Below are 21,213 nucleotides of genomic sequence, written 5' to 3' on the forward strand. Positions count from 1 at the left end.
GGGGACCTGATGGAGATTCGTCATCTCAACCGCGACGAGCTCGTTCACGAGAACGGACTCGACGCCCAACGACTTGTTCCCTGGCCCGCGTTGAACGCGCCCTTCGAGGGGTCCTGGTGCGTCATCAGGCCCGGCACCGCTTCGACCCCCCACGCTCACCACGAGTACGAGATCTTCATCGCCATGAAGGGCGAAGCCGTCCTCGACCACGACGGGGGACGCACCCCCTTCGTCGCCGGCGACATCGTGCACTTCACCCCCGGAGAGCGGCACTCGATCGTCAACGAGAGCGACGCCGACTTCGAGATGTACAGCGTCTGGTGGGACCGCCCGATGGCGGACGTGTTCGTCGCGAAGCACGAGGGGGGCGAGTGAGCCCCACCACGGTCATCATCGCGCCCCCGCCCACACCCAACGGGAACCTGCACGTCGGACACATCGCCGGCCCCTACCTGGCCGGTGACGTGTACGCGCGCTACCTGCGCGCCAACGGCCGGCCGGTCGTCTTCACGACCGGCACGGACGACAGCCAGACGTACGTGGTCGCGAGCGCGGCGAAGCTCGGCACCACTCCGCAGGAGCTGTGCGCCCTGTCCGCCAAGCAGATCGAGCGCACGCTCGAGGTGATGGGCATCTCCGTCGACGGGTTCGCCCCCTTCGACGACGGCTACCGCCGGACGGCCCTGGACTTCCTCACGGCACTCCACGCGGCCGGCCGGCTCCGGCTCCGCACCGGCACGTTTCCGTACCTGGAGCGCACCGGCGAGTACCTGATGGAGGGCCTGGTCGCCGGCGACTGCCCGGTCTGCCTGGCCCCGAGCCGGGGCGGGCTCTGCGAGTCGTGCGGTCACCCGAACAACTTCTCGGAGCTGATCGACCCCCGCTCCACCATCGACCCCACCGAGCCCGTCGCCTTCCGGGAAGCCGAGATCCTCGTCCTCCCGATGGAGGAGTACCGCGAGCAGCTCACCGCCTACCACGAGAGCCAGGGCGCCGGCTGGCGGCCGCATCTCGTGCAGCTGTTCAAGGAAGTGCTGTCCCGGCCGCTGCCGGACTTCCCCATCACCTTCCCGACCGGCTGGGGCATCCCGGCGCCGTTCCCCGAGACGCCCGGGCAGGTGCTCAACGCGTGGGCCGAGGGCATGGCCGCGTCGATGTACTGCACCTGGTGGGCCGGCGACGACCGTGCCGCGGCCACGGACGAGGCGTGGCGGGCCGAGAACTCCGCCCGGCTCGTGTACTTCCTCGGCTTCGACAACGGCTACTTCTGGGGCGGCACGCACCTCGCGATGCTGATGGCCCACGACGGCCGGTACATCCTGCCCGACACCATCGTCTGCAACGAGTTCTACGAGCTCGAGCACGAGAAGTTCTCGACCAGCAAGGGCCACGTGGTCTGGGCCGAGGAGCTCGTCGACGAGGTGCCCCGCGACCTGATCCGCTTCTACCTCTCGCTGACGTGCCCCGAGAACCAGCGCACGAACTTCAGCCGGGCGGCCTTCGAGCAGATCACGGCCGACCGGCTGGTCGCCCCGTGGAACCGGCTGTCCGACCGGCTCGCGCAGCGCCTCGACGACGCCGGTCCCACCGGACCGCTGCCGACCTCCGCCGAGGGCAGGGCCCGGGCCGCGGCGATGGAGGAGCGGTTCCACACGTGCTACGAGCTGTCCTCGTACAGCCTCGCCCGTGCCGCCGACCTGATCATCTCCCAGGTACAGCGGCTCGAGCGGAACGCGGACCTCCCCGGCACGGCGCCCGGCGACCTCCTCCTGGAGACCCGGACGCTGCTGTCCTGCGCCTCGCCCATCCTCATCGACGTGGCCGAGCAGGCCCGTGAGGCCGGTGTCGCCGTCGACCTCCGAGGCGAGACCGCCGACGAGATCCCGCCGTTCCGACTGCCGCAGATCGCCACCCCTTCGAGGACCGCACCATGAAGCTGCTCGCCATCGAGGCCGTCCAGTACCGCACGTACTTCCAGGCCCGCTACCGGCAGGTGGTCGACCTGGGCGTCGACGTCCACGTACTGAACGGCATCGGAACGGAAGACTTCTGGCCCGCGGACCGCTACCGCGTGGCCGGCAGCAAGCACGTCGACGACATCGTCGCGGCCGCACGGGAATGGCACGCCGAGGAGGACTTCGACGGAGTCTTCACCTTCAGCGAGTTCGGCGTCATGGCCGTGGCGCACGTCGCCGAGGCGCTGGGCCTTCCCACGATCGGGGTGGAGGCCGCCCGCACGAGCCGCAACAAGTTCCTGATGCGGCAGGCCCACGAGGAGCACAAGGCGCCGCACCCGCGGTTCCGGTACGTCTCCACCGTGGACGAGGCGGCGGCCGCCGCCGAGGAGTTCGGCTACCCCGTGATCCTCAAGCCGACGCTCGGCGCGGCCAGCAGCTTCGTCTTCCGGCTCGACGACGCCGCGGAACTGCGCGAGCGGTTCGCGACGGCCGCCCAGGGGATCACGGAAGCGGCCCTCTTCCAGCTGGAGGCCGACGGCATGGACGTCGGCCCGTCGGGCCTGCTGATCGAGTCCTTCCTCGACGGGGACGAGTACCTGATCGAGGCCGTGGCCTGGGACGGCGAGGTCCATCTGGGCTCCGTGGTCGACCGGGTCACCGTCGAGGGCGCCACCTTCGACGACGACGTGCACCACGCCCCCACCTCGCTCTCCGGGCCCCGGCTGGCCCGGGTGCACCAGGCCGTCACGGCCGCGGCGCACGCCCAGGGCCTCAGGCAGGTCGCGATGCACGCCGAGGTCCGCTTCCACGGCGACGAGCCGTACATCCTGGAGATCGCCGCCCGCCCCGGCGGCGGCGGCCTGGACCACATGGCGCGGCTGAGCGCCGGATTCTGCCCCATCCGCGCGACGGCGGACGTCGCCGCGGGGCAGCGGCCCGACGTCGACGGCTACACGCCCACCGAGACCCACACGGCGGCGATGTGCCTGATCAGCGGCCCCGGCGAGATCCGGTCGATCTCGGTGCCCGCGGAGGTCGAGGAGTCGGACCGGCTCTTCTTCTTCAACGTGACCGCCAAGCCCGGCGACCTGATCAAGCGCCCCCCCGAGGGCAACAGCATCCTCGGTTTCCTCGGTGCCACCGGCACCTCCCTCGAAGACGCGATGAACACCGCCACCGAGCTGGCGAACAAGATTGAGGTGTCCCTCTCATGACCAGTGAGCGCATTGCCCGCCCGCGTCACTACCTGATGTGCCGACCGACGCACTTCGCGGTCGACTACTCCATCAACCCGTGGATGGACCCCGGAAAGCCGGTCGACGCCGACCTCGCGATCCTCCAGTGGGAGCAGCTGCACGCGCTGTTCGTCTCCCTCGGCCACACCGTGGAGCTGATCGAGGGCCTCCCGGGCCTGCCCGACATGGTCTTCGCCGCCAACGGCGCGACCGTCGTGAACGGCCGCGTCCTCGCCGCCAAGTTCCGCTACCAGGAGCGCGCGGCCGAAGGCCCCGCGTACGCCGACTGGTTCCGGACCCGTGGCTACGACGTCCACGAGCCCGTGCACGTCAACGAAGGCGAGGGGGACTTCCTCGTCGACGAGGACGTCATCCTCGCCGGCACCGGCTTCCGCACCGACCCGGAGGCCCACCGCGAGGCGGAGCGCCACCTCAGGCTCCCCGTCGTCGGCCTCGAGCTCGTCGACCCGCGCTTCTACCACCTGGACACGGCCCTGGCCGTCCTCGCCCCCGGCGAGATCATGTACTACCCGGCCGCGTTCTCCGAGCCGAGCCGGCAGTTCCTGCGCAACCGCTACCCCGACGCCATCACGGCGACGGACGAGGACGCCCAGGCGTTCGGCCTCAACGCGCTGTCCGACGGCCGCAACGTCATCCTGCCCGAGGCGGCGACCAACCTCAGGGCCCGGCTCACGGAGCGCGGCTTCCACGCGATCGGCGCATCCCTCTCGGAGCTGCTGAAGGCCGGCGGAAGCGTCAAGTGCTGCACGCTGGAGATCCGCGACCGTGACTGACTTCGACGGGAAGCGCTTCCGCAATCCCGCCTACGGCGACCGGGCCCCGGTCGCCCTGTACCGCCAGGACGGCGATCTGCTGTGGGCCGACTTCGAAGGCGGTGACGTACGCAAGGGGGCCCTGTCCGGTCGGCAACTGGCCGACGGCTCCCTGGAGTTCGGCTACACCATGGTCATGACCAGCGGCGACGTCATCACCGGCCGGTGCAACAGCGTCCCCGAGACCGGCGACGACGGTCGTGTCACCCTGCACGAGACATGGGAGCGCTACGGGCCGCACGCGGCCACCGGCGTCTCCGAGCTGAGGGAGGTCTAGCATGCCTCCCTCCAACGGAGCCCTGGTCCTCGTCGTCGGCAGCGGCGGCCAGGCCTACCGCGAGTACCTCCTCGCGAGCGCCCGCGACCACCACGACGTCTGGCTCCTGGACTCCACCGAGCCGACCTGGCAGCGGCCCTTCGTCCGCGGCGCCACGGTGGTCGGGCTCATCGACAGGGCCCGGCTGATCCCCGACCAGGAAGCGCTGGTGAAGGCCGCGCTCGCACTGGCCGAGGAACACACCATCGCCGGCGTGTGGACGTACGACGAGACCCTCGTCGTCGCGACCGCGCACATCGCCGAGACACTCGGGCTCCCGGGCCTGTCCGTGGCGGGTGCGGAGAACTGCCGCAACAAGGAGCACACCCGCCGGCTGCTCACCGAGGCAGGGCTGCCGCAGCCCCGCTACCGCCACGTCACCTCGCTCGACGCGGCGCGCGCGGCGGCCGTGGAGTTCGGCTTCCCCGTCGTGCTGAAGCCCCGGGGGATGGGCGCCAGCATCGGCGTGGTCCGCGCGGACGACGAGACCGCGCTCGACCACGCCTACGAGGTCGCCGAGCGGGGGAGCCACGGCGGCAACCCCGCGTACGAGGGCGGCGTCCTGGTCGAGGAGATGCTCGTCGGACCGGAGATCAGCGTCGACGGCGCCGTCGTGGCAGGGGCGTACAAGCCCTTCGTCCTGGCCCGCAAGCAGACCGGCATGGAGCCGTACTTCGAGGAGACCGGGCATGTGGTCGACGCCGCCGACCCCCTGCTCTCCGACGCCGGGCTGCTCGACGTCCTGACCCGGGCCCACCGGGCCCTGGGCGTCCAGGACGGGATCACGCACACCGAGGTGAAGCTCACCCCGGCAGGCCCGGCCATCGTGGAGGTCAACGGGCGGCTCGGCGGCGGCCTCATCCCGTATCTGGGAAAGCTGGCCACCGGCATCGACCCCGCGCTCGTGGCGGTCCAGGTGGCCACCGGCCGGGAGCCGTCCCTGACCGCGACCGCGCAGGACTGCGTCGGCATCCGGTTCGGCTATCCGCCCGAGGACGGCCGGGTCCGCGAGGTCGAGGTACCCCGGTCCGGCCCGGGCCTGGTCGAGGCGGCCCCCCTGACCACGGTCGGCGCCGTGCTGCTGCTGCCCCCGCGCGGAATCGTGGCGCGCTTCGGCTACGCGATCTGCCGGGGCGACGGCCCCGACGCGTGCGAGGCGGCGCTGGACACGGCGGAGAAGGCCTTCACGTTGACTCTCGACCCGATCGGGGAGTAGCGCGATGAGTATCGCGGTGATCGGTGGTGGCATCGCCGGTGCGGCGCTCGCCTGGCGGCTGCGCCGGCTCGACCCCGACGTGGAGATCACGCTCTTCGTCGGCCACCGCAGTGTCCGGGGGGACGCCACCGGTGCCTCCGGAGGAATGGTCCGAGGCTTCGAGACCGACGCCGAGTCGTGTCTCGCGGCCTCGGAGAGCCTGGCCGAGCTGGTCGCCGGTCCCGCGCTGCGGGACCGGGCGGACTACCGCGAGGTCGGCTCCCACTACTTCCTGGAGCCCGGGAGCGCCGACGTGGCGGCCCTGGCCTCGATCGTGGAGGCCAGACTGCCCGGCTCGCTGACGTGGTCGGCGGTCGAGGACCTCCCCGGGCCCTGCCCGGTCCGGGGCCTGCCCGACGGCACCGTCGCGGTGGTGGAGCGGCAGGGCGGGTACTTCTCCCCGCACCGGCTGCGCACGTCGATGACGAGCGAGCTGCTCGGGTCCCGGGTCGCGGTCTCCCAGGAACTCGTGACCGGAGTCCTGCCCGACGGCACGCTCCAGGGCGTCGACCGCGAGCACGCGAAGGGCTTCCGGGCCGTCGTGGTCGCGGCCGGCGCATGGACGCCGCACCTGCTGCTCGACCACGATCCGGTGGCCGGCGGCTTCCGGACCAAGGCGATCCAGTACGTCCGCTGCCCCGTCGCCCCGCCGGGGCTCGGCGCGTTCACCGACGAGACCAGCGGTCTCTACGGGCGTCCGCTGACGGACGGCGGCCTGCTCCTCGGGATCCCCACGGACCGGTGGGGCGTCGACCCGGACGGCGTCGGCGTCGACCCGTCCCTGATCGGCACGCTGCTGGAGGTGGCCTCGGAGCGGCTCCGGCTGAAGCTGGAGCCGTCCGGCGTGGAGGGGTTCAGTTCGTCGGACTGCTACCACCGGGAGCCGGGTCTCGCCCTGCGCGACCTGGAGGACGGTTCGCCGGTGTACACGTTCACCGGGGGAAGCGGGGGCGCCGCCAAGACGGTCCTCGCCGCGAGCCGGACCGCGGCCGCCGGACTCCTCGACCGCCTCGCGGCGGCACACCCGGGGGGCTCGCAGGCACAGAGATGAAGCCGGCCGGGTGGATACCGGCGCTCCCCCCTCCCTCCCCCCACGAACTCCGCGACAAACGACGGCCCGACGGCGGCCGTCCTCCGAAAGGTGATCCCATGGCCACTGCTCACTCCTCCCTGAACGCCAAGGCCCAGCTGCTGCACTCGTACCACTCCGGAAGCACCCTCGTGCTGCCCAACGCCTGGGATGCCGCGAGTGCCGCGCTGTTCGCGGAGGCGGGCGCCAAGGCCGTCGCGACCACCAGCGGCGGAGTCTCCTGGGCCCTGGGACGTCCTGACGGGCAGGGCCTGTCGCGGACCGAGATGCTCGCGATGGCCGAGCGCATCGCCTCCGTCGTCGACGTGCCGGTGACCGCCGACATCGAGGGCGGCTACGGTCCCTCCGCGCAGGACGTGGCCGAGACCGTCCGCGCCGCCGTCGCCGCGGGCGTCGTCGGGATCAACCTCGAGGACTCGGGCGCCGCGGACACCACGCTCTTCGGTGTGGAGGCCCAGTCGGAGCGCATCAGCGCGGCCCGTGAGGCGGCGGCCCAGGTCGGCGTCCAGGACCTCCTGATCAACGCCCGTACCGACGTCTTCCTCTTCGAGGTCGGCGAGGCGTCCGAGCGCTTCGACGAGGTCGTGAGCAGGGCCCGGGCCTACGCCGAGGCCGGCGCCGACTGCCTGTTCGTGCCGGGTCTGGTCAGCCTGCCCGTCCTCAAGCTGCTCGTCGGCGCCTCCCCGCTGCCGATCAACGCGATGACCGGGCCGGGTGGCCCGAGCGTGGCCGAACTCGCCGCCGCCGGCGTGCAGCGCATCAGCGTGGGCACCGCGATGGCGGAGATCGCCTACACCGCGGCGCGCGCCGCCGCCCGCGAACTGCTCGCCGAGGACGGCGACTCCAAGGACGGCGACGCCAAGAACGCGGACCCGCTGACGTACTTCGACCTCAACGGTCTCTTCGTCTGAGCGCGGAATCCGAGTCGAGGCAGGAGGACACGTGATCGACCCGAACTGGGCAGGGCTGGCCGGCGAGCTGCGAGGGCGACTCTTCCGGCCGGGTGACCCCGGCTACCGGGTGGCCACCCACGTGCGCAACAAGCGCCACGAGGGCACCCGTACCCCTCGGGCGGTCGTCGCGGCCGCCGACACCGAGGACGTCAGAAGGTCCGTCCTGTGGGCGCGCGAGCACGGCGTTCCCGTCGTCGCGCGCTCCGGCGGCCACAGCTTCGCGGGCTACTCGCTCAACGACGGCCTGGTCGTGGACCTCGGCAGGTGCTCGCTCGTCGACGTCGACGCGTCGACCGGTCTGGTCACCGCCGGCGGCGGCGCGCGCACCGGACAGGTGCACGACCGGCTGCGGCCCTACGAACTGACCGTCCCGACCGGGACCAGCCCGCTGGTCGGCATCGCCGGACTCACCCTCGGCGGCGGATGCGAGTACGCCTCCCGGTCGCTCGGGCTCACCTGCGACTCCCTCGTCGAGACCACGGTCGTCACCGCGAACGGCGACGTGCTCGTGTGCAACGAGACGGAGAACCCGGACCTGTTCTGGGCCTGCCGGGGCGGCGGCGGCGGGAACTTCGGCATCAACGTGTCGCTCACCTTCCGGACGCACCCGGCGCGCGATGTGTCGATGTGCCGGCTGACCTGGGACTGGTCGGACGCGGAGCGCGTGGTCGATGCCGTGCAGCGCCTCATGCCGGAGGCGCCGCACGACTTCTCCCTCAACCTGAGGGTCGCCACGTCCGGCGCCGACTCGCTCTCGGCTGCCGGGAACCGCTTCGTCGGGGTCTCGGGCTACTACTTCGGGCCCTCCGAGGAGCTGCGCGAGATCCTGGCGCCGGTGCTCTCCGCGGCGACTCCGCGGAGCAGTCACTTCGTGGACCAGACGTACTGGGAGGCGAAGGGGAACATGTCGCACCCCTCGCCGGTCGACGACCATTTCATGACCCGTACGAGATATGTGAAGCAGCCCGTCTCCGGGCAGGGGATCCGGTCGATCCTGACCTGGATGGAGAAGTGGCCGGGGAGCAGGAACCCGGACGGGGGCGGACTCGGCATGTTCGCCTGGGGCGGCGCCATCAACGAGGTGCCCGCGGCCGACAGCGCGTTCGTGCACCGGGACACGATGTTCCTCGCCTCGATGGACGCCTCCTGGAGCCGCGAGGACTCCGCGCAGCAGGTCGACGCGGTCCAGGACTGGGTCAACGGCCTCTACGCCGACATGGGCTCCTACATGTCCGACGCGTCGTACCAGAACTTCGTCGACCCGGAACTGGACGACTGGCGGCAGGCCTACTACGGGGCCAACTACCCGCGGCTCGTCGAGGTGAAGCGCACGTACGACCCCACGAACGTGTTCGGTTTTGATCAAGGGATTCAGTCATGACAGACGACGCCAAGCGGATCGGTGTGTTCGCCGCGCTGAAGGCGACGCCGAGTACGGCCCGCTTCCTCCTCGGCGGAGTATTCGTCAACCAGATGGGCGCGTTCGTCCAGACCTTCCTGGTGCTCTACCTGGTGCACAACGACTGGTCGATGAAGCGCGCCGGCATCTGCCTCGGCGCCTACAGCCTCGGTGCGCTGATCGGCGGTCTGATCGGCGGCGAGCTGACCCAGCGGCTCGGCCCCCGCAACACCATCGTCATCGCGATGAGCTGCTCGGCCCTGCTGGTGGCGAGCCTGCCGTTCCTGAAGGACCCGTCCAACTTCGCCTTCGTCGCGGTGCTGATCGGCGCGGCCGGTGCCGCGACGGCGGCGTACCGCCCGGGGGCCTCGGCCCTGCTGAACGCGGTGATGCCCGCGGAACTGCGGGTGATGGCCTTCTCGATGATGCGTACCGCGCTCAACCTCGGCGCCGTCATCGGCCCGTTCGCGGCAGCGGCCCTCACCCTGGCGAACTGGGACCTGCTCTACTGGGTGGACGGTGCCACCGCGCTGGCGTACGCACTGCTCTCCCTGGTGTTCCTCCCGGCCAAGGCCGGCAAGCGGACCGACGGCGCGCCCGGCGCCACGGCCGAGGGGCAGCCGGTCGAGAAGGTCGGCTACCTCGCGATGCTGCGCGACACCAAGTTCGTCCTCTACCTGGCCTCGATGACGCTGAGCGCCATGTTCTACATGCAGTTCATGGCCGTGCTGCCCCTCAAGGTCCAGGCGGACGGCAACCCGACAGCCCTGTACAGCAGCGCCCTCGCGCTCTCGTCGGGACTCCTGATCGCCCTTGAGCTGAAGATCACCAGCTACGTCTCCGAGTGGAAGGCGCCGGTGGCGGCCGGAGCGGGGACCTTCGTCATGGCCCTCGGCCTGACCGCTTACGCGATCTCCGGGTCCCCCGTCGTGATCCTGCTGGGCACGGCCGTGTTCGTGAGCGGAATGATGGTGAGCGGCCCCACGCTGTGGGCGCATCCCGCCGGCAAGCCGGAGAACGTCAAGGGGCGTGCCATCGGCTCCTCGCAGGCCGCGTTCTCCCTCGGCTCGGCGACGGGCACGACCCTGGGCGTCCTCGCCTGGGGCGCCTTCGGGAACGGCGTCTGGCTGCTGTGCGGGGCGGCCGGAGCCCTCGCGGCGCTCTTCGCGGCGTACGGGCTGAGCGAGGCCCGGGACAAGAGCCCGAAGCAGGAGGTCGAGGAGGTCGCGGAGGCGACCACGGCCGCGTAGGCGATCTCGGCCGCGTAGGCGATCTCGGCCGCGCAGGCCCTCGGCATCCCCGTCCCCACTCTCTCCCCTCAGTCCAGCCGGACAGCGGAAAAGGAGTCAACAGTGACCGACCGCCCCGTCATCATGGTGGGATTCGTCCCGGTGGCAGTGACCTCGCTCGCCGAGTTCCAGCCCGACCGGTCCGTGATCATCATCGATGAGCCGGACGTGATCCGTAAGCGTGGTGTACGCGCGCAGGTGGCCGACTCCCCGGTCGTCCGTGAGGTGATCGACTGGGAGTACCAACTCCCGGGTGCGGCCGACGCGTTCGTCAACGCGCACCCCGATCTGGTGCCCGCCGCGATCGGTCCGCTGCAGGAGTACGCGACGCCGTTCGCGGCCAGACTCGCCGAACGGTACGGGCTGCCGGGGGCGGGATTCGGCGCGGCGCAGATCCTGCGGGACAAGGAGCTGACGCGCAAGGTGACGACCGCCGCGGGCATCCCCAACCCGCGCTCGACGCCCGTCGCGGACGCCTCCGAGGTACGGAAGTTCATGGAGCTGCACGAGGGGCCCGTGGTGCTGAAGCCGGCGAACCGGCAGGGCTCCACGGGGACCAGGATCCTCTCGTCGGCGGACGAGGCGGACGCCGCCTGGATCGAGTGCACCGATCACGACGAGGGCGTCTTCGTGCCGGACCGGCCCCGCGAGGTCCGCATGCTCGTGGAGCAGTACGTGGCCGGCGCCGAGTACAGCGTGGAGATGCTGGTCGACCGGGGCACCCCGCTGTTCGCCAACGTGACCGAGAAGATCCTCTTCCCCGGCGACCGTCCGGTCGAGATGGGGCACGCCGTGCCCGCCGGGATTCCGGAGGAGCTGCGGGGCGAGCTCTACGAGCGGACGCGGCAGGTCCTCGGGGCGGTCGGCTTCGGCAGCGGCGTGGTCCACTGCGAGTGGATCGTCTCCGACGGCACGCCGTTCCTCGTGGAGTGCGCGGGCCGCTTCGCCGGTGACGGGATCATCGACCTGATCGAGCGCGCCTACCCGGTGGATCTCGTCCGGCACTTCTGGACCCTGATGAAGGGCCGGCCGCTGCCGGGCCCCCTGCCCAGCAGCGCCGAGCGGGCGGCGGCCGTCCGCTTCCTGCACGCCCGCCCCGGAGTGGTCGAGACGGTCGGCGGACTCGAGCGGGCCAGGGAAGTACCCGACGTGGTCTCCTGCAACGTCGCGGTGAAGGCGGGAGACCGCGTGCGGAAGCTGCGCAGCTCCAAGGAGCGGATCGGCGCGGCCGTCGCCGTGGCCGGGACGGAGCGGGAGGCCCGGCGGCGTGCCGAGGAGGCCCTCGCCGAGGTCGACATCGTCACCGTGCCGGATACTCCGGAGAGCTGAAGGCGCCGGGCGGCGCGAGGAGTCGGAGGGGGACGGCATGGCGGTGACGGTCGACGAGGTGAGGGCCCACGCCCTCGCCCTGCCGCGCACACATGAGGCGCTCGTGCGGGACCGGGTGAAGTTCCGGGTCGGCAGGATCGTCTACGTGGCGCTCTCGCCTGACGAGACGGTGATGGGCTTCTCGTACCCCAAGGAGGAACGCGCCGCCCTGGTGGCCTCGCAGCCGGAGAAGTTCGCGATGCCCGCCCCCAGGGACGAGCGCTTCAACTGGGTGCGCGTACGGCTGGCCGCGATCGACGCGGAGGAGATGCGGGAGATCGTCACCGATGCCTGGCGGATGGTCGTCCCCCGGCGGGTGGCGAACGAACACCTGCGAGACACCTCCGCGCCGGCCGCCGGGGCATCGGCTGCCGGGACACCGGCCGTCGGGACACCGGCCGTCGGGACGCCTGCCGCAGAGCCGCCGTGGGCCGAGGCGCCGACCTTCGCCGACCTCCGGGCGGCCGCCGACGTCTTCAACGGCTTCACCGGCGTCGACAGGAGCTGGCTCGCCCTCCGCGAGCGCACCCGCCCGGGGCTGGACCCCGCCCGCGCCGACCACCGCGACGCCCTGCTGCGCTGGCTCAACTCCTGGGGCTGCCGCATCCGCTATCCCCGGGCCGGTGAGCCCGCCCCCTTCGACACCGGAGTCGCCGGCTGGTGGGCGACCTGGTCCGACACCCTGCCCCACGGCACGCTCGCCGGCCTGGACGACGCCGCCGTGGCCGCCTTCGGCCGCGCCTACGGCGACCTCGTGACGCTGCCCGTCACGACGGGCCGGTCGGTCCGCTCGCTCGGCCCGACCGCTGCCGCCAAGGCCCTGTACGCCCTGCGCCCGGAGGCGATCATGGCGTGGGACGCGGCGATCGCCGAACGGCTGCACGGCACCCGCGACGCGGCCGCCTTCACCCGGCACCTCACTCTCGGCCGCGACTGGGCCAGCGCGGTCCTCGCCGAGACCGGCGCCACCGAGGCGGAGCTCCCGGGCCTGGTGGGCCGCCCCGACGTACCGCTGTCGAAGATCCTGGACGAGTTCCTCTACGTCCGCCTCTCGATGAGGAGCTCCGCCCCCTGAACCCGGCACGTCACGGGCGTCACGCCTGCTGCTTCGCCTCGATCTCGGAGATGAGGCCCTCGATGAGGACCTTGATCTCGTCGCGGATGGGGCGGACGGCCTCGACGCCCTGGCCGGCCGGATCCTCCAGCGCCCAGTCCAGGTACTTCTTGCCGGGGAAGATCGGGCAGGCGTCGCCGCAGCCCATGGTGATGACGTAGTCCGACGCCTGGACCGCCTCCGTCGTCAGGACCTTCGGCTTCCGGCCGGAGATGTCGACGCCGACCTCCGCCATGGCTTCGACGGCGGCCGGGTTGACCCGGTCGCCCGGAACCGAACCCGCGGAGCGGACCTCGATGCGGTCGCCGGCCAGGTGGTCGAGGAATCCTGCGGCCATCTGCGAACGGCCGGCGTTGTGGACGCAGACGAAGAGCACGGAGGCGAGCGGAGAGGTCATCGGTTCTTCCTTGGGCAGGGACGGAGGAGGGGGTCAGCCCAGGCTGGTATCAGCTCAGAGTGATGTGAGAGTATCAGCGCATGATGACGTCAGTCGACACTGATCTGATGCGGGTGCTGGGCGACCCCCTGCGCCTCCGGATCGTGACCCTGCTCGCCCGCGAGACGCTCTGCACCACCCACCTCGTGGAGGAGACCGGCGCAAAGCAGACCAACCTCTCCAACCATCTGAGAGTGCTGCGCGAGGCGGGAGTGGTGGAGACGGAGCCGTGCGGCCGGTTCACCTACTACCGGCTCAGGCCGGACGTCGTCGAGCAGCTCGCCGGGCAGTTCGCCGCCCTCGCGCAGACCGCGCGCCTGACCGCAGAGGCGAACTTCAAGCGCTCCTGCCCCTGACGTCGCTCCCTGACGTCGCTCCCTGACGTCGCTCCCTGACGTCGCTCCCTGACCCTGCCCCCTGTGCCTCACCTGCCGAGGAGCCCCAGCCCGTGACCGCCACCGAGCCCGCTGCGAGGGACGCCATGGCCACCGACCCGTCGCCGCAGCCCGCGCCGGGCGCCACCCCGCCCCGTACCCCGCTCGCCGCCCGCGCCGCCGCCGAGCTCGTCGGCACCGCCGCGCTCGTGGCGATCGTCGTCGGCTCCGGCATCCAGGCCACCCTGCTCACCGACGACGTCGCGCTGCAGCTCCTCGCCAACTCCACGGCCACCGTCTTCGGTCTCGGCGTCCTGATCGCCCTCCTCGGGCCGGTGTCGGGCGCGCACTTCAACCCGGCGGTCAGCCTGGCCGAGTGGTGGACCGCCCGCCGTGGCGGCGCGGGTGTGACGGGGCGCGAGCTCGCCGTCTACGTCCCGTCGCAGATCGTCGGCGGAATCCTCGGAGCGATCCTGGCGGACGCGATGTTCGGCGAGCCGCTGGTGAAGTGGTCCACGCACGACCGCTCGGCCGGGAACCTGCTCCTCGGCGAGGTCGTCGCGACCGCCGGCCTGATCCTGCTGATCTTCGGCCTGGCCCGCACCGACCGGCTCCGCTTCGCGCCCGTCGCCGTGGCCTCGTACATCGGCGCCGCCTACTGGTTCACCTCCTCCACGTCCTTCGCCAATCCCGCCGTGACGATCGGCCGCGCCTTCACCGACACGTTCGCGGGCATCGCCCCCGCCTCCGTCCCGGCGTTCATCGGCATGCAGGTGATCGGCGCGGCCGTGGGCCTGGCTCTGGTCGCGGTGATCTTCGTGCGCGGCAGGGCGGACGCGGAGTGACCCTGCCGGTGGACGTGGTGGTGATCGGCGGCGGCCAGTCCGGGCTCGCCGCCGGCTACCACCTGCGCCGGGCCGGCCTCGGCTTCGTGATCCTCGACGCCCGGCCCACGCCGGGCGGCGCCTGGCAGCACACCTGGGACTCCCTGCACCTGTTCTCGCCGGCCGCCTTCTCCTCGCTGCCGGGAAGGCTCATGCCGCCGCAGCCGGGGGAGACGTACCCGGACGCCGCCCACGTCGTCTCGTACCTGACCGACTACGAGCAGCGGTACGAGCTCCCCGTCCACCGCCCCGTGCGCGTGGCCGGCGTGCACCGCGACGGCGAACTCCTGCGCGTCGAGACCGACTCCGGCACGTGGCTCGCCCGCGCGGTGATCAGCGCCACCGGCACCTGGTCACGCCCCTTCGTCCCCGCCGTCCCCGGCCGTGCGGACTTCCAGGGCGCCCAGCTCCACACGGTCGAGTACGGCGGCCCGCGAGACTTCGCCGCGCGGAAAGTGATCGTGGTCGGCGGCGGCAACTCCGGGGCGCAGATCGCCGCCGACCTCGCGTACGAGACGGAGCTGACCTGGGTCACCCTGCGCGAACCGCGCTATCTCGCCGACGACATCGACGGCCGCGCCCTCTTCGACCACGCCACCGCCCGCCGCCGCGCCCTCGACGAAGGCCGCACGGACACCGGTGGCGTCGCCTCCCTCGGTGACATCGTCGCCGTCCCGCCCGTACGCGAAGCCCGTGACGCCGGCCTGCTCAAGGCCCAGCCGATGTTCGACCGGATCACGCCGACCGGGGTCGCGTGGGCCGACGGGGCGACCGCGGAGGCGGACGCGATCATCTGGTGCACCGGCTTCCGCCCCGCCCTCGCCCATCTCGCCCCGCTCGGCCTGCGCGGGCCCCGGGGCCGCATCCCCACGGCCGGCACCCAGGCGATCGGCGAGCCCCGCCTCCACCTCCTCGGCTACGGCGACTGGACCGGCCCCGCTTCCGCCACCCTCATCGGCGTCGGCCGCCCCGCCCGGGAAGCCGTGCGCGCCGTCGCGGGACGACTCGGAGCGGTCTGAGCCCGCGAGCGGGCCGACCGGCCGAGGCCCGTCAGTCGATGTGAGGGCTGCGGCGTTCGACGAGGACGGTGTCGCGCCAGCGGCCGTGATGGCGGCCGACGCGCTCGCGAGTGCCGATCACCCGGAAGCCGGCCCGCTCGTGCACGGCCAGGCTCGCGGTGTTCTCGGGAAAGATGCCGGACTGGACGGTCCAGATCCCGGCGGCCTCGGTGGACTCGACGAGCGCCTTCAGCAGTACGGAAGCGACGCCCCTGCCCCGGGCGTCGGGGTGGACGTACACGGAGTGCTCGACGACGCCGGCGTACGCGCACCGGTCGGAGACCTTGGTCGCGGCGACCCAGCCCAGCACGCGCCCGGTCCCGTCGACGGCGGCGAAGCGGTGCTCGGGCAGCTTGGCGGCGTCGAACTGCTCCCAGGTGGGGGCGGTCGTCTCGAAGGTGGCGTTGCCCTCGTCGATGCCCGCCTGGTAGATCGCGACGACCTCGTCGGCGTGTGCGGCGGTCAGGGGCACGACGACGGCGGTCGCGACGGTCACGCGGCGGCCGCCTTGGTGAGGAGCGCGCCCATGGCGGCGAGGACGGCCGGCTCGACGCGGTAGTAGACCCAGGTCCCGCGCCTCTCGGAGGAAAGCAGACCGGCCTCCTTCAGCTTCTTCAGGTGATGGGAGACGGTCGGCTGCGAGACGCCGACGTCGGAGATGTCGCAGACGCACGCCTCGCCGCCCTCGTGCGAGGCGACCGCCGAGAACAGGCGCAGCCGGACCGGATCGCCGAGGGCCTTGAACATCTTTGCGGTCCGCTCGGCCTCCTCGGCGTTCAGCGGGCGCTCGGTGAGCGGCGGGCAGCAGGGGGCGACCTCGGGCTCAAGGAGCGGCAGCACGGTGACATTCGACATGCATCTATGTTGACACATGTCGAAGCAGTCGCCCAGGGGGACCTCGGGGCCTTGCTTCGATAAATGTCTATGTTGACGACTGTCGATTCAAGTGCCATGCTGACGGCAGAAGAGATCGATGGATGTCGAAACAAAGGGGAATCGCCGTGACCGCCACCGCCACCGACCAGCTGCCCGTCGTGGTCATCGGAGCCGGGCCCGCCGGCCTGGCCGCTGCCGCCCACCTTGTCGAGCGCGGCCTCGAACCGCTGGTCCTGGAGGCCGGTGCGGCGGCCGGTGCGGCGGTACGCGAGTGGGCGCACGTCCGTCTCTTCTCCACGTGGGGCGAGATCACCGACCCGGCCGCCGAGAAGCTCCTGGCCCCCACCGGATGGGTGAAGCCCGACGCGAAGACGTACCCGACGGGCGGCGACTGGGCGGCCGACTACCTCCAGCCGCTGGCCGACGTCCTGGGCGACCGCGTCCGCACCGGCGCCACCGTCACCGGCGTCTCGCGCTCCGGCCGCGACCGCATCGTGGACGCCGACCGCGAGTCGCAGCCGTTCGTCGTCCACGTCGCCCACGCCGACGGCCGCGAGGAGCGGCTGTTCGCCCGCGCGGTGATCGACGCCTCCGGCACGTGGTCCACCCCGAGCCCGGCAGGAGCGTCCGGCCTCGCCGCCCTCGGGGAGCAGGCCGCAGCCGACCGCGTCACCTACCGCGTCCCCGACCTCAAGGACCCGTCCGCCCGGGCCCGGTACGCGGGCAGGCGCACCGCCGTCATCGGCTCGGGCGCCTCCGCCTTCACCGCCCTCGCCTCCCTCGCCGAACTGGCCGAGACGGAGGACGGCGCGGGTGCGAAGGCCGTGTGGATCCTGCGCCGGGGCATCTCCGGCTCCACCTTCGGCGGCGGTACGGCCGACCAGCTCCCCGCCCGCGGCGCACTGGGGCTCGCCGCGAAGGCGGCGGTCGACGCGGGCCACGCCGACGCCGTCACCGGCTTCCGTACGGACGCGATCGAGCGCGACGGCGACCGACTGGTCCTCGTGGCCGAGGACGGCCGCAGGCTCGACCCGGTCGACGAGGTCATCGTCCTCACGGGCTTCCGCCCCGACCTCTCCTTCCTCTCCGAGCTCCGTCTCGGTCTCGACGAGCGCCTCCAGGCGCCGGTGGAGCTCGCCCCGCTGATCGACCCCAACCAGCACTCCTGCGGCACCGTCTACCCCCACGGCGTGAACGAGCTGTCCCACCCCGAACAGGGCGTCTACCTCGTCGGCATGAAGTCCTACGGCCGCGCCCCGACCTTCCTCGCCCTCACCGGATACGAGCAGGTCCGCTCCGTCGTCGCCGCCATCGCGGGCGACCGCGAGTCCGCCGAACGCGTCGAGCTCGTCCTCCCGGAGACCGGAGTGTGCGGCGGCGCCGGCCTCTTCGACCAGCCGGACACGGAGCAGCAGCCGGCGGACGGTGGAGGCTGCTGCGCCCCCACCCCGGCGCTCGTCCAGCTCGGCACCACGACCTCGGCGCCTTCCTGCGGCTCGTGACCGACCTCGACACCCGCACGGACGGGGCCGCGACCGGAACAGGGGACCGGTCGCGGCCCCGCGCCGTCCTGCCCGCGCTCTGCGCCACGCAGATCACCGGCTGGGGAATCGTCTATTACGCCTTCCCCGTCCTGAACCCCCAGATCACCGCCGCCACCGGCTGGCCCGCCGGCGCCACGATGGCGGCGTTCTCGCTCGCCCTGGTGGTCTCCGGCATCGCCGGAATCCGCGTCGGCAGGATCATCGACCACCGCGGCCCCCGCACGGTCATGACCGCGGGCTCCGCGGCGGGCGCCCTGAGCCTGGTGATCGTGGGCCTGGCCCCGAACCTGCCGGTGTTCTTCGCCGGCTGGCTCCTGGCCGGCTTCGCCATGGCCGCCACCTTCTACCAGCCCGCCTTCGCCGCCCTCACCCGATGGTTCGCCCCCGACCACGTCCGCGCCCTCACCGTCGTGACCCTCGCAGGCGGCCTCGCCTCCACCCTCTTCGCCCCGCTCACCGCCGTCCTCGCGGACCATCTGACGTGGCGCACCACCTACCTCGTGCTCGCGGCGATCCTCGCCGCCGTCACGATCCCCGCCCATGCCCTGGCTCTACGGGCCCCGTGGCCGCAGGCCCCGCCCACGCCCGCCGACACGGACTCGACACCCCAGGAGGTCGTCCGCAGCAGGCCGTTCGTCCTGCTCGCGGTCGCCTTCACCCTCTCGGCGTTCGCGATGTACGCCGTCGTCGTCACCCTCGTCCCGCTCCTGATCGAACGCGGCTACACCACCGGCCAGGCGGCCTGGGCCCTCGGCCTCGGCGGCGCCGGCCAGACCCTCGGCCGTACGCTCTACGCCCCGCTCACCCGCCACAGCGGCACAACGACCCGCACGGTGGTCCTCGTCGCCCTCGGCGGGCTGACCACGGCGGCACTCGCCATCACCCCCGGCCCCTATGGGCTGTTGATCGCGGTCTCCGTCGCCGCCGGCATGGTCCGTGGCAACCTCACGCTCCTCCAGGCCACCGCCGTCACCGACCGCTGGGGCACGCAGCACTACGGCAAACTCTCGGGAATCCTCAGCGCCCCCGCCATGACGGCATCGGCCCTCGCCCCCTTCACCGCAGCCCTCCTCGCCTCCCCGCTGGGCGGCTACCCGGAACTCTTCGCCGCACTCGCGGCCCTGGCCGGAACGGCGGCACTGGTCGCCCTCGGCTCGTCCCACCCCCTCAAGCACCACCCCTGAACAACAAAGGACCCTCCCGAAGGAGGGTCCTGGTACTGCGCCCCCGGCAGGACTCGAACCTGCGGCCAAGTGCTTAGAAGGCACCTGCTCTATCCACTGAGCTACGGGGGCCGGGTGGTGGCCGTGTGGCCTGGAGGCCCTGGTGGGTGGGGTGTGGCCTGCCGGGACAAGGATAGGGCTCCGATCGCCTTGGCCCGGGTGCTTCACCTGCGTGGCACGATGTGGAGGTTCGGTGAAGCGGAACGATAATCGCAGGCAGGTGCGATTCGCGCAGCGGTTTTCACGCCACTCGGGGCGGGTGTTGTGCACTCGTTATGCCTGCGGTCCCGGTCGCCCTTCTCTTCTCTCGGCGCGCAGGGCGCCTATACGCTTCAAAAACACTCATAAATTGGGCATTCTTCGCATGTGGTGACCTTGGACGAACGGCCTCAGCTGATCGACGCACTCTCCGCCCTGCGCGACCGTGTCGCCGCCGTGCGTCTCCCACTCCCTCTCCCCGGCGCATCACGCGCCCGGCAGACCCGGGCCGAGCTCCTCGCTCAGCTCGACGACTATCTGGTGCCCCGCCTGAAGGATCCCGACGCTCCCCTCCTCGCCGTCGTCGGCGGCTCCACCGGGGCCGGGAAGTCCACGCTCGTCAACTCCCTTGTCGGACGGCGCGTCAGCGAGTCGGGGGTGCTCAGACCCACCACCCGCACCCCCGTCCTCGTCTGTCACCCCGAGGACCACCACTGGTTCGCCGGTATGCGCGTCCTCCCGCAGCTCACCCGCGTCTGGCTGCCCCAGGCAGACGAGGAACACCCTTGCGAGGAGCCGCCCGAGGAGAACGCCCTGCGGGTCGAGACCGCCGCCTCCCTGCCGCGCGGGCTCGCCCTGCTCGACGCGCCCGACATCGACTCCCTCGTCGTCGAGAACCGCCTCCTCGCCGCCGAGTTGATCTGCGCCGCCGACATCTGGGTGATGGTCACCACCGCCTCGCGGTACGCCGACGCCGTTCCCTGGCACCTGCTCCGTACCGCGAAGGAGTACGACGCCACCCTCGTCACCGTCCTCGACCGCGTCCCGCACCAGGTCATCGGCGAGGTCTCCCGTCAGTACGAGGCCCTCCTCGACAAGGCGGGCCTCGGCGACGTGCCCCGCTTCACCATCCCCGAGCTGCCCGAGTCCACCGACGGCGGCAGCGGGCTCCTGCCCGACAGCGCCGTCGCCCCGCTGCGCGGCTGGCTCGCCCACCGCGCCGAGGACCCCGCCGCCCGCCAGCAGGCCCTCGACCGGACCGCCACCGGCGTCATCGACTCCCTCGACACCCGGCTCCCCGAACTGGCCGGCGCCGTCGCCGCCCAGTACGCCTCCGCCGTCCGTCTAGGCGGCGTCGTCGACGCCGCCTACCGCGAGCAGGGCAAGCGCGTGCGGCAGCAACTGGGCCGCGGCGCCGTCCTCGCCGGCGACGCCCGCGCCCGCTGGCGCGCCTACCCCCGCGACAGCACCGCCGACGAACTCCTCGACGCCCTCACCGAGTCCCTCGCCGCCCTCCTGCACTGCGCGGTCGCCGCAGCGGAGGAACGCGTACGCGACGCCTGGCAGCGCGACCCCGCCGCCGACGCCCTCGGCCCGCCGCGGACCGGCGGTGACCGGGACGCGGGGGAGCGGACCGGAGTGGAGGTGCGCCGCTGGCGCCGCGTACTCGAAGAACTGGCCGAGGAGGAGGTACGGAACGTCGAGCGGCCCTCCGGTTCGCGCGCGGCCCGCACCGCCGTCCCCGAGGCCGACACCGTCGCCGCCCTCCTCGCCGCCTCCCTCCTCGGCGGCCGGCGCGCCCGGGCGGCCGGCGACCGCCTCGCCGAACTCCTCGGCGCCCAGGCCGCCCTGCGCCTGCGCGACAAGGGCGGCGAACTGGTCCTCTCGTACGTCGACCGCGTCCTGCACGCAGAGCGCGACCGGCGCCTCGCGCCCCTCGACGGACTCGACGTGACCCCCGAGCCGCAGGCGGAGCTCATCGCCGCGCTCTCCGTACTGCAGAAGGAGAAGTGACGTGGTGGATGTGGAC

At 72.2% G+C, this 21,213-nt stretch carries 21 protein-coding genes and 1 tRNA gene; 18 read left to right on the forward strand and 4 right to left on the reverse strand.

Going from position 1 to position 21,213, the window contains the following annotated elements; genetic code table 11:
* Positions 1–9: 9 nt before the first annotated feature.
* From DEJ46_RS25975 to DEJ46_RS26030, 12 genes are all read left to right on the forward strand, one after another.
* Positions 10–375, forward strand: a complete 366-nt coding sequence (locus DEJ46_RS25975) for a cupin domain-containing protein (protein ID WP_150270111.1) — start codon at positions 10–12, stop codon at positions 373–375.
* Entirely contained in the window at positions 372–1,934 is a 1,563-nt protein-coding gene (locus tag DEJ46_RS25980; protein ID WP_150270112.1) for a class I tRNA ligase family protein, read from the forward strand. Before DEJ46_RS25975 ends, DEJ46_RS25980 begins: the two co-directional genes overlap by 4 nt.
* A complete protein-coding gene (locus DEJ46_RS25985) occupies positions 1,931–3,172 on the forward strand; it encodes an ATP-grasp domain-containing protein (RefSeq protein ID WP_150270114.1) in 1,242 nt (413 codons plus the stop codon). The genes DEJ46_RS25980 and DEJ46_RS25985 overlap by 4 nt, the downstream gene beginning before the upstream one ends.
* A complete protein-coding gene (gene ddaH / locus DEJ46_RS25990) occupies positions 3,169–3,987 on the forward strand; it encodes a dimethylargininase (protein WP_150270116.1) in 819 nt (272 codons plus the stop codon). Before DEJ46_RS25985 ends, ddaH begins: the two co-directional genes overlap by 4 nt.
* Complete coding sequence (locus DEJ46_RS25995) at positions 3,980–4,303, forward strand: hypothetical protein (protein ID WP_150270118.1); 324 nt, start codon at positions 3,980–3,982, stop codon at positions 4,301–4,303. The genes ddaH and DEJ46_RS25995 overlap by 8 nt, the downstream gene beginning before the upstream one ends.
* Before the next feature lies 1 nt (position 4,304).
* On the forward strand, positions 4,305–5,558 hold the full coding sequence (locus DEJ46_RS26000; protein WP_150270120.1) for an ATP-grasp domain-containing protein: 1,254 nt from the start codon (positions 4,305–4,307) through the stop codon (positions 5,556–5,558).
* Between the two features lie 4 nt (positions 5,559–5,562).
* Positions 5,563–6,648: an FAD-dependent oxidoreductase gene (locus tag DEJ46_RS26005; RefSeq protein WP_150270122.1), complete on the forward strand. Its 1,086-nt coding sequence runs from the start codon at positions 5,563–5,565 to the stop codon at positions 6,646–6,648.
* 98 nt (positions 6,649–6,746) lie between these two features.
* Positions 6,747–7,598, forward strand: a complete 852-nt coding sequence (locus DEJ46_RS26010; RefSeq protein WP_150270124.1) for an isocitrate lyase/phosphoenolpyruvate mutase family protein — start codon at positions 6,747–6,749, stop codon at positions 7,596–7,598.
* Between the two features lie 31 nt (positions 7,599–7,629).
* Positions 7,630–9,021 (forward strand): FAD-binding oxidoreductase, encoded by a 1,392-nt coding sequence (locus DEJ46_RS26015; RefSeq protein WP_150270126.1) that lies wholly within the window; start codon positions 7,630–7,632, stop codon positions 9,019–9,021.
* Complete coding sequence (locus DEJ46_RS26020) at positions 9,018–10,289, forward strand: MFS transporter (RefSeq protein WP_150270128.1); 1,272 nt, start codon at positions 9,018–9,020, stop codon at positions 10,287–10,289. The genes DEJ46_RS26015 and DEJ46_RS26020 overlap by 4 nt, the downstream gene beginning before the upstream one ends.
* A 102-nt stretch (positions 10,290–10,391) precedes the next feature.
* The gene (locus DEJ46_RS26025; protein WP_150270130.1) at positions 10,392–11,657 is read left to right on the forward strand and encodes an ATP-grasp domain-containing protein; all 1,266 of its coding nucleotides are present in this window, start codon (positions 10,392–10,394) and stop codon (positions 11,655–11,657) included.
* A gap of 37 nt (positions 11,658–11,694) precedes the next feature.
* Positions 11,695–12,771, forward strand: a complete 1,077-nt coding sequence (locus DEJ46_RS26030) for an MmcQ/YjbR family DNA-binding protein (protein WP_150270132.1) — start codon at positions 11,695–11,697, stop codon at positions 12,769–12,771.
* Between the two features lie 19 nt (positions 12,772–12,790).
* On the opposite strand, the gene DEJ46_RS26035 is transcribed toward DEJ46_RS26030, so the two are convergent.
* Positions 12,791–13,207 carry an arsenate reductase ArsC gene (locus DEJ46_RS26035; protein WP_150270134.1) on the reverse strand — a complete coding sequence of 139 codons (417 nt, stop codon included), beginning with the start codon at positions 13,205–13,207 and terminating at the stop codon, positions 12,791–12,793.
* Between the two features lie 80 nt (positions 13,208–13,287).
* Here DEJ46_RS26035 and DEJ46_RS26040 point away from each other — a divergent pair, with 80 nt between their 5' ends.
* The 3 genes from DEJ46_RS26040 to DEJ46_RS26050 all read left to right on the forward strand — a co-directional run bounded on the left by DEJ46_RS26040 (position 13,288) and on the right by DEJ46_RS26050 (position 15,523).
* On the forward strand, positions 13,288–13,602 hold the full coding sequence (locus DEJ46_RS26040) for an ArsR/SmtB family transcription factor (RefSeq protein WP_150270136.1): 315 nt from the start codon (positions 13,288–13,290) through the stop codon (positions 13,600–13,602).
* Positions 13,603–13,694: 92 nt separating this feature from the next.
* Positions 13,695–14,465: an aquaporin gene (locus tag DEJ46_RS26045; protein WP_150270138.1), complete on the forward strand. Its 771-nt coding sequence runs from the start codon at positions 13,695–13,697 to the stop codon at positions 14,463–14,465.
* Positions 14,462–15,523, forward strand: coding sequence for an ArsO family NAD(P)H-dependent flavin-containing monooxygenase (locus DEJ46_RS26050; RefSeq protein WP_150270140.1), 1,062 nt, complete (start codon positions 14,462–14,464; stop codon positions 15,521–15,523). The genes DEJ46_RS26045 and DEJ46_RS26050 overlap by 4 nt, the downstream gene beginning before the upstream one ends.
* Before the next feature lie 31 nt (positions 15,524–15,554).
* On the opposite strand, the gene DEJ46_RS26055 is transcribed toward DEJ46_RS26050, so the two are convergent.
* Complete coding sequence (locus DEJ46_RS26055; RefSeq protein WP_150270142.1) at positions 15,555–16,058, reverse strand: GNAT family N-acetyltransferase; 504 nt, start codon at positions 16,056–16,058, stop codon at positions 15,555–15,557.
* On the reverse strand, positions 16,055–16,417 hold the full coding sequence (locus DEJ46_RS26060) for an ArsR/SmtB family transcription factor (RefSeq protein WP_150270144.1): 363 nt from the start codon (positions 16,415–16,417) through the stop codon (positions 16,055–16,057). Before DEJ46_RS26060 ends, DEJ46_RS26055 begins: the two co-directional genes overlap by 4 nt.
* 122 nt (positions 16,418–16,539) lie before the next feature.
* Here DEJ46_RS26060 and DEJ46_RS26065 point away from each other — a divergent pair, with 122 nt between their 5' ends.
* Both DEJ46_RS26065 and DEJ46_RS26070 read left to right on the forward strand, forming a co-directional pair.
* Entirely contained in the window at positions 16,540–17,940 is a 1,401-nt protein-coding gene (locus tag DEJ46_RS26065; RefSeq protein WP_150270146.1) for an NAD(P)-binding domain-containing protein, read from the forward strand.
* A complete protein-coding gene (locus tag DEJ46_RS26070; protein WP_150270148.1) occupies positions 17,937–19,166 on the forward strand; it encodes an MFS transporter in 1,230 nt (409 codons plus the stop codon). Before DEJ46_RS26065 ends, DEJ46_RS26070 begins: the two co-directional genes overlap by 4 nt.
* Positions 19,167–19,204: 38 nt before the next feature.
* Here the strand turns inward: DEJ46_RS26070 and DEJ46_RS26075 are convergent.
* Positions 19,205–19,277 (reverse strand) — tRNA-Arg (locus tag DEJ46_RS26075).
* 303 nt (positions 19,278–19,580) lie between these two features.
* On the opposite strand from DEJ46_RS26075, the gene DEJ46_RS26080 reads away from it, so the two are divergent.
* Entirely contained in the window at positions 19,581–21,197 is a 1,617-nt protein-coding gene (locus tag DEJ46_RS26080) for a dynamin family protein (RefSeq protein ID WP_150270150.1), read from the forward strand.
* Positions 21,198–21,213: the final 16 nt, after the last annotated feature.

The sequence above is a fragment of the Streptomyces venezuelae genome, from assembly GCF_008642375.1.
GTDB classification, from domain to species: Bacteria; Actinomycetota; Actinomycetes; order Streptomycetales; family Streptomycetaceae; genus Streptomyces; species Streptomyces venezuelae_G.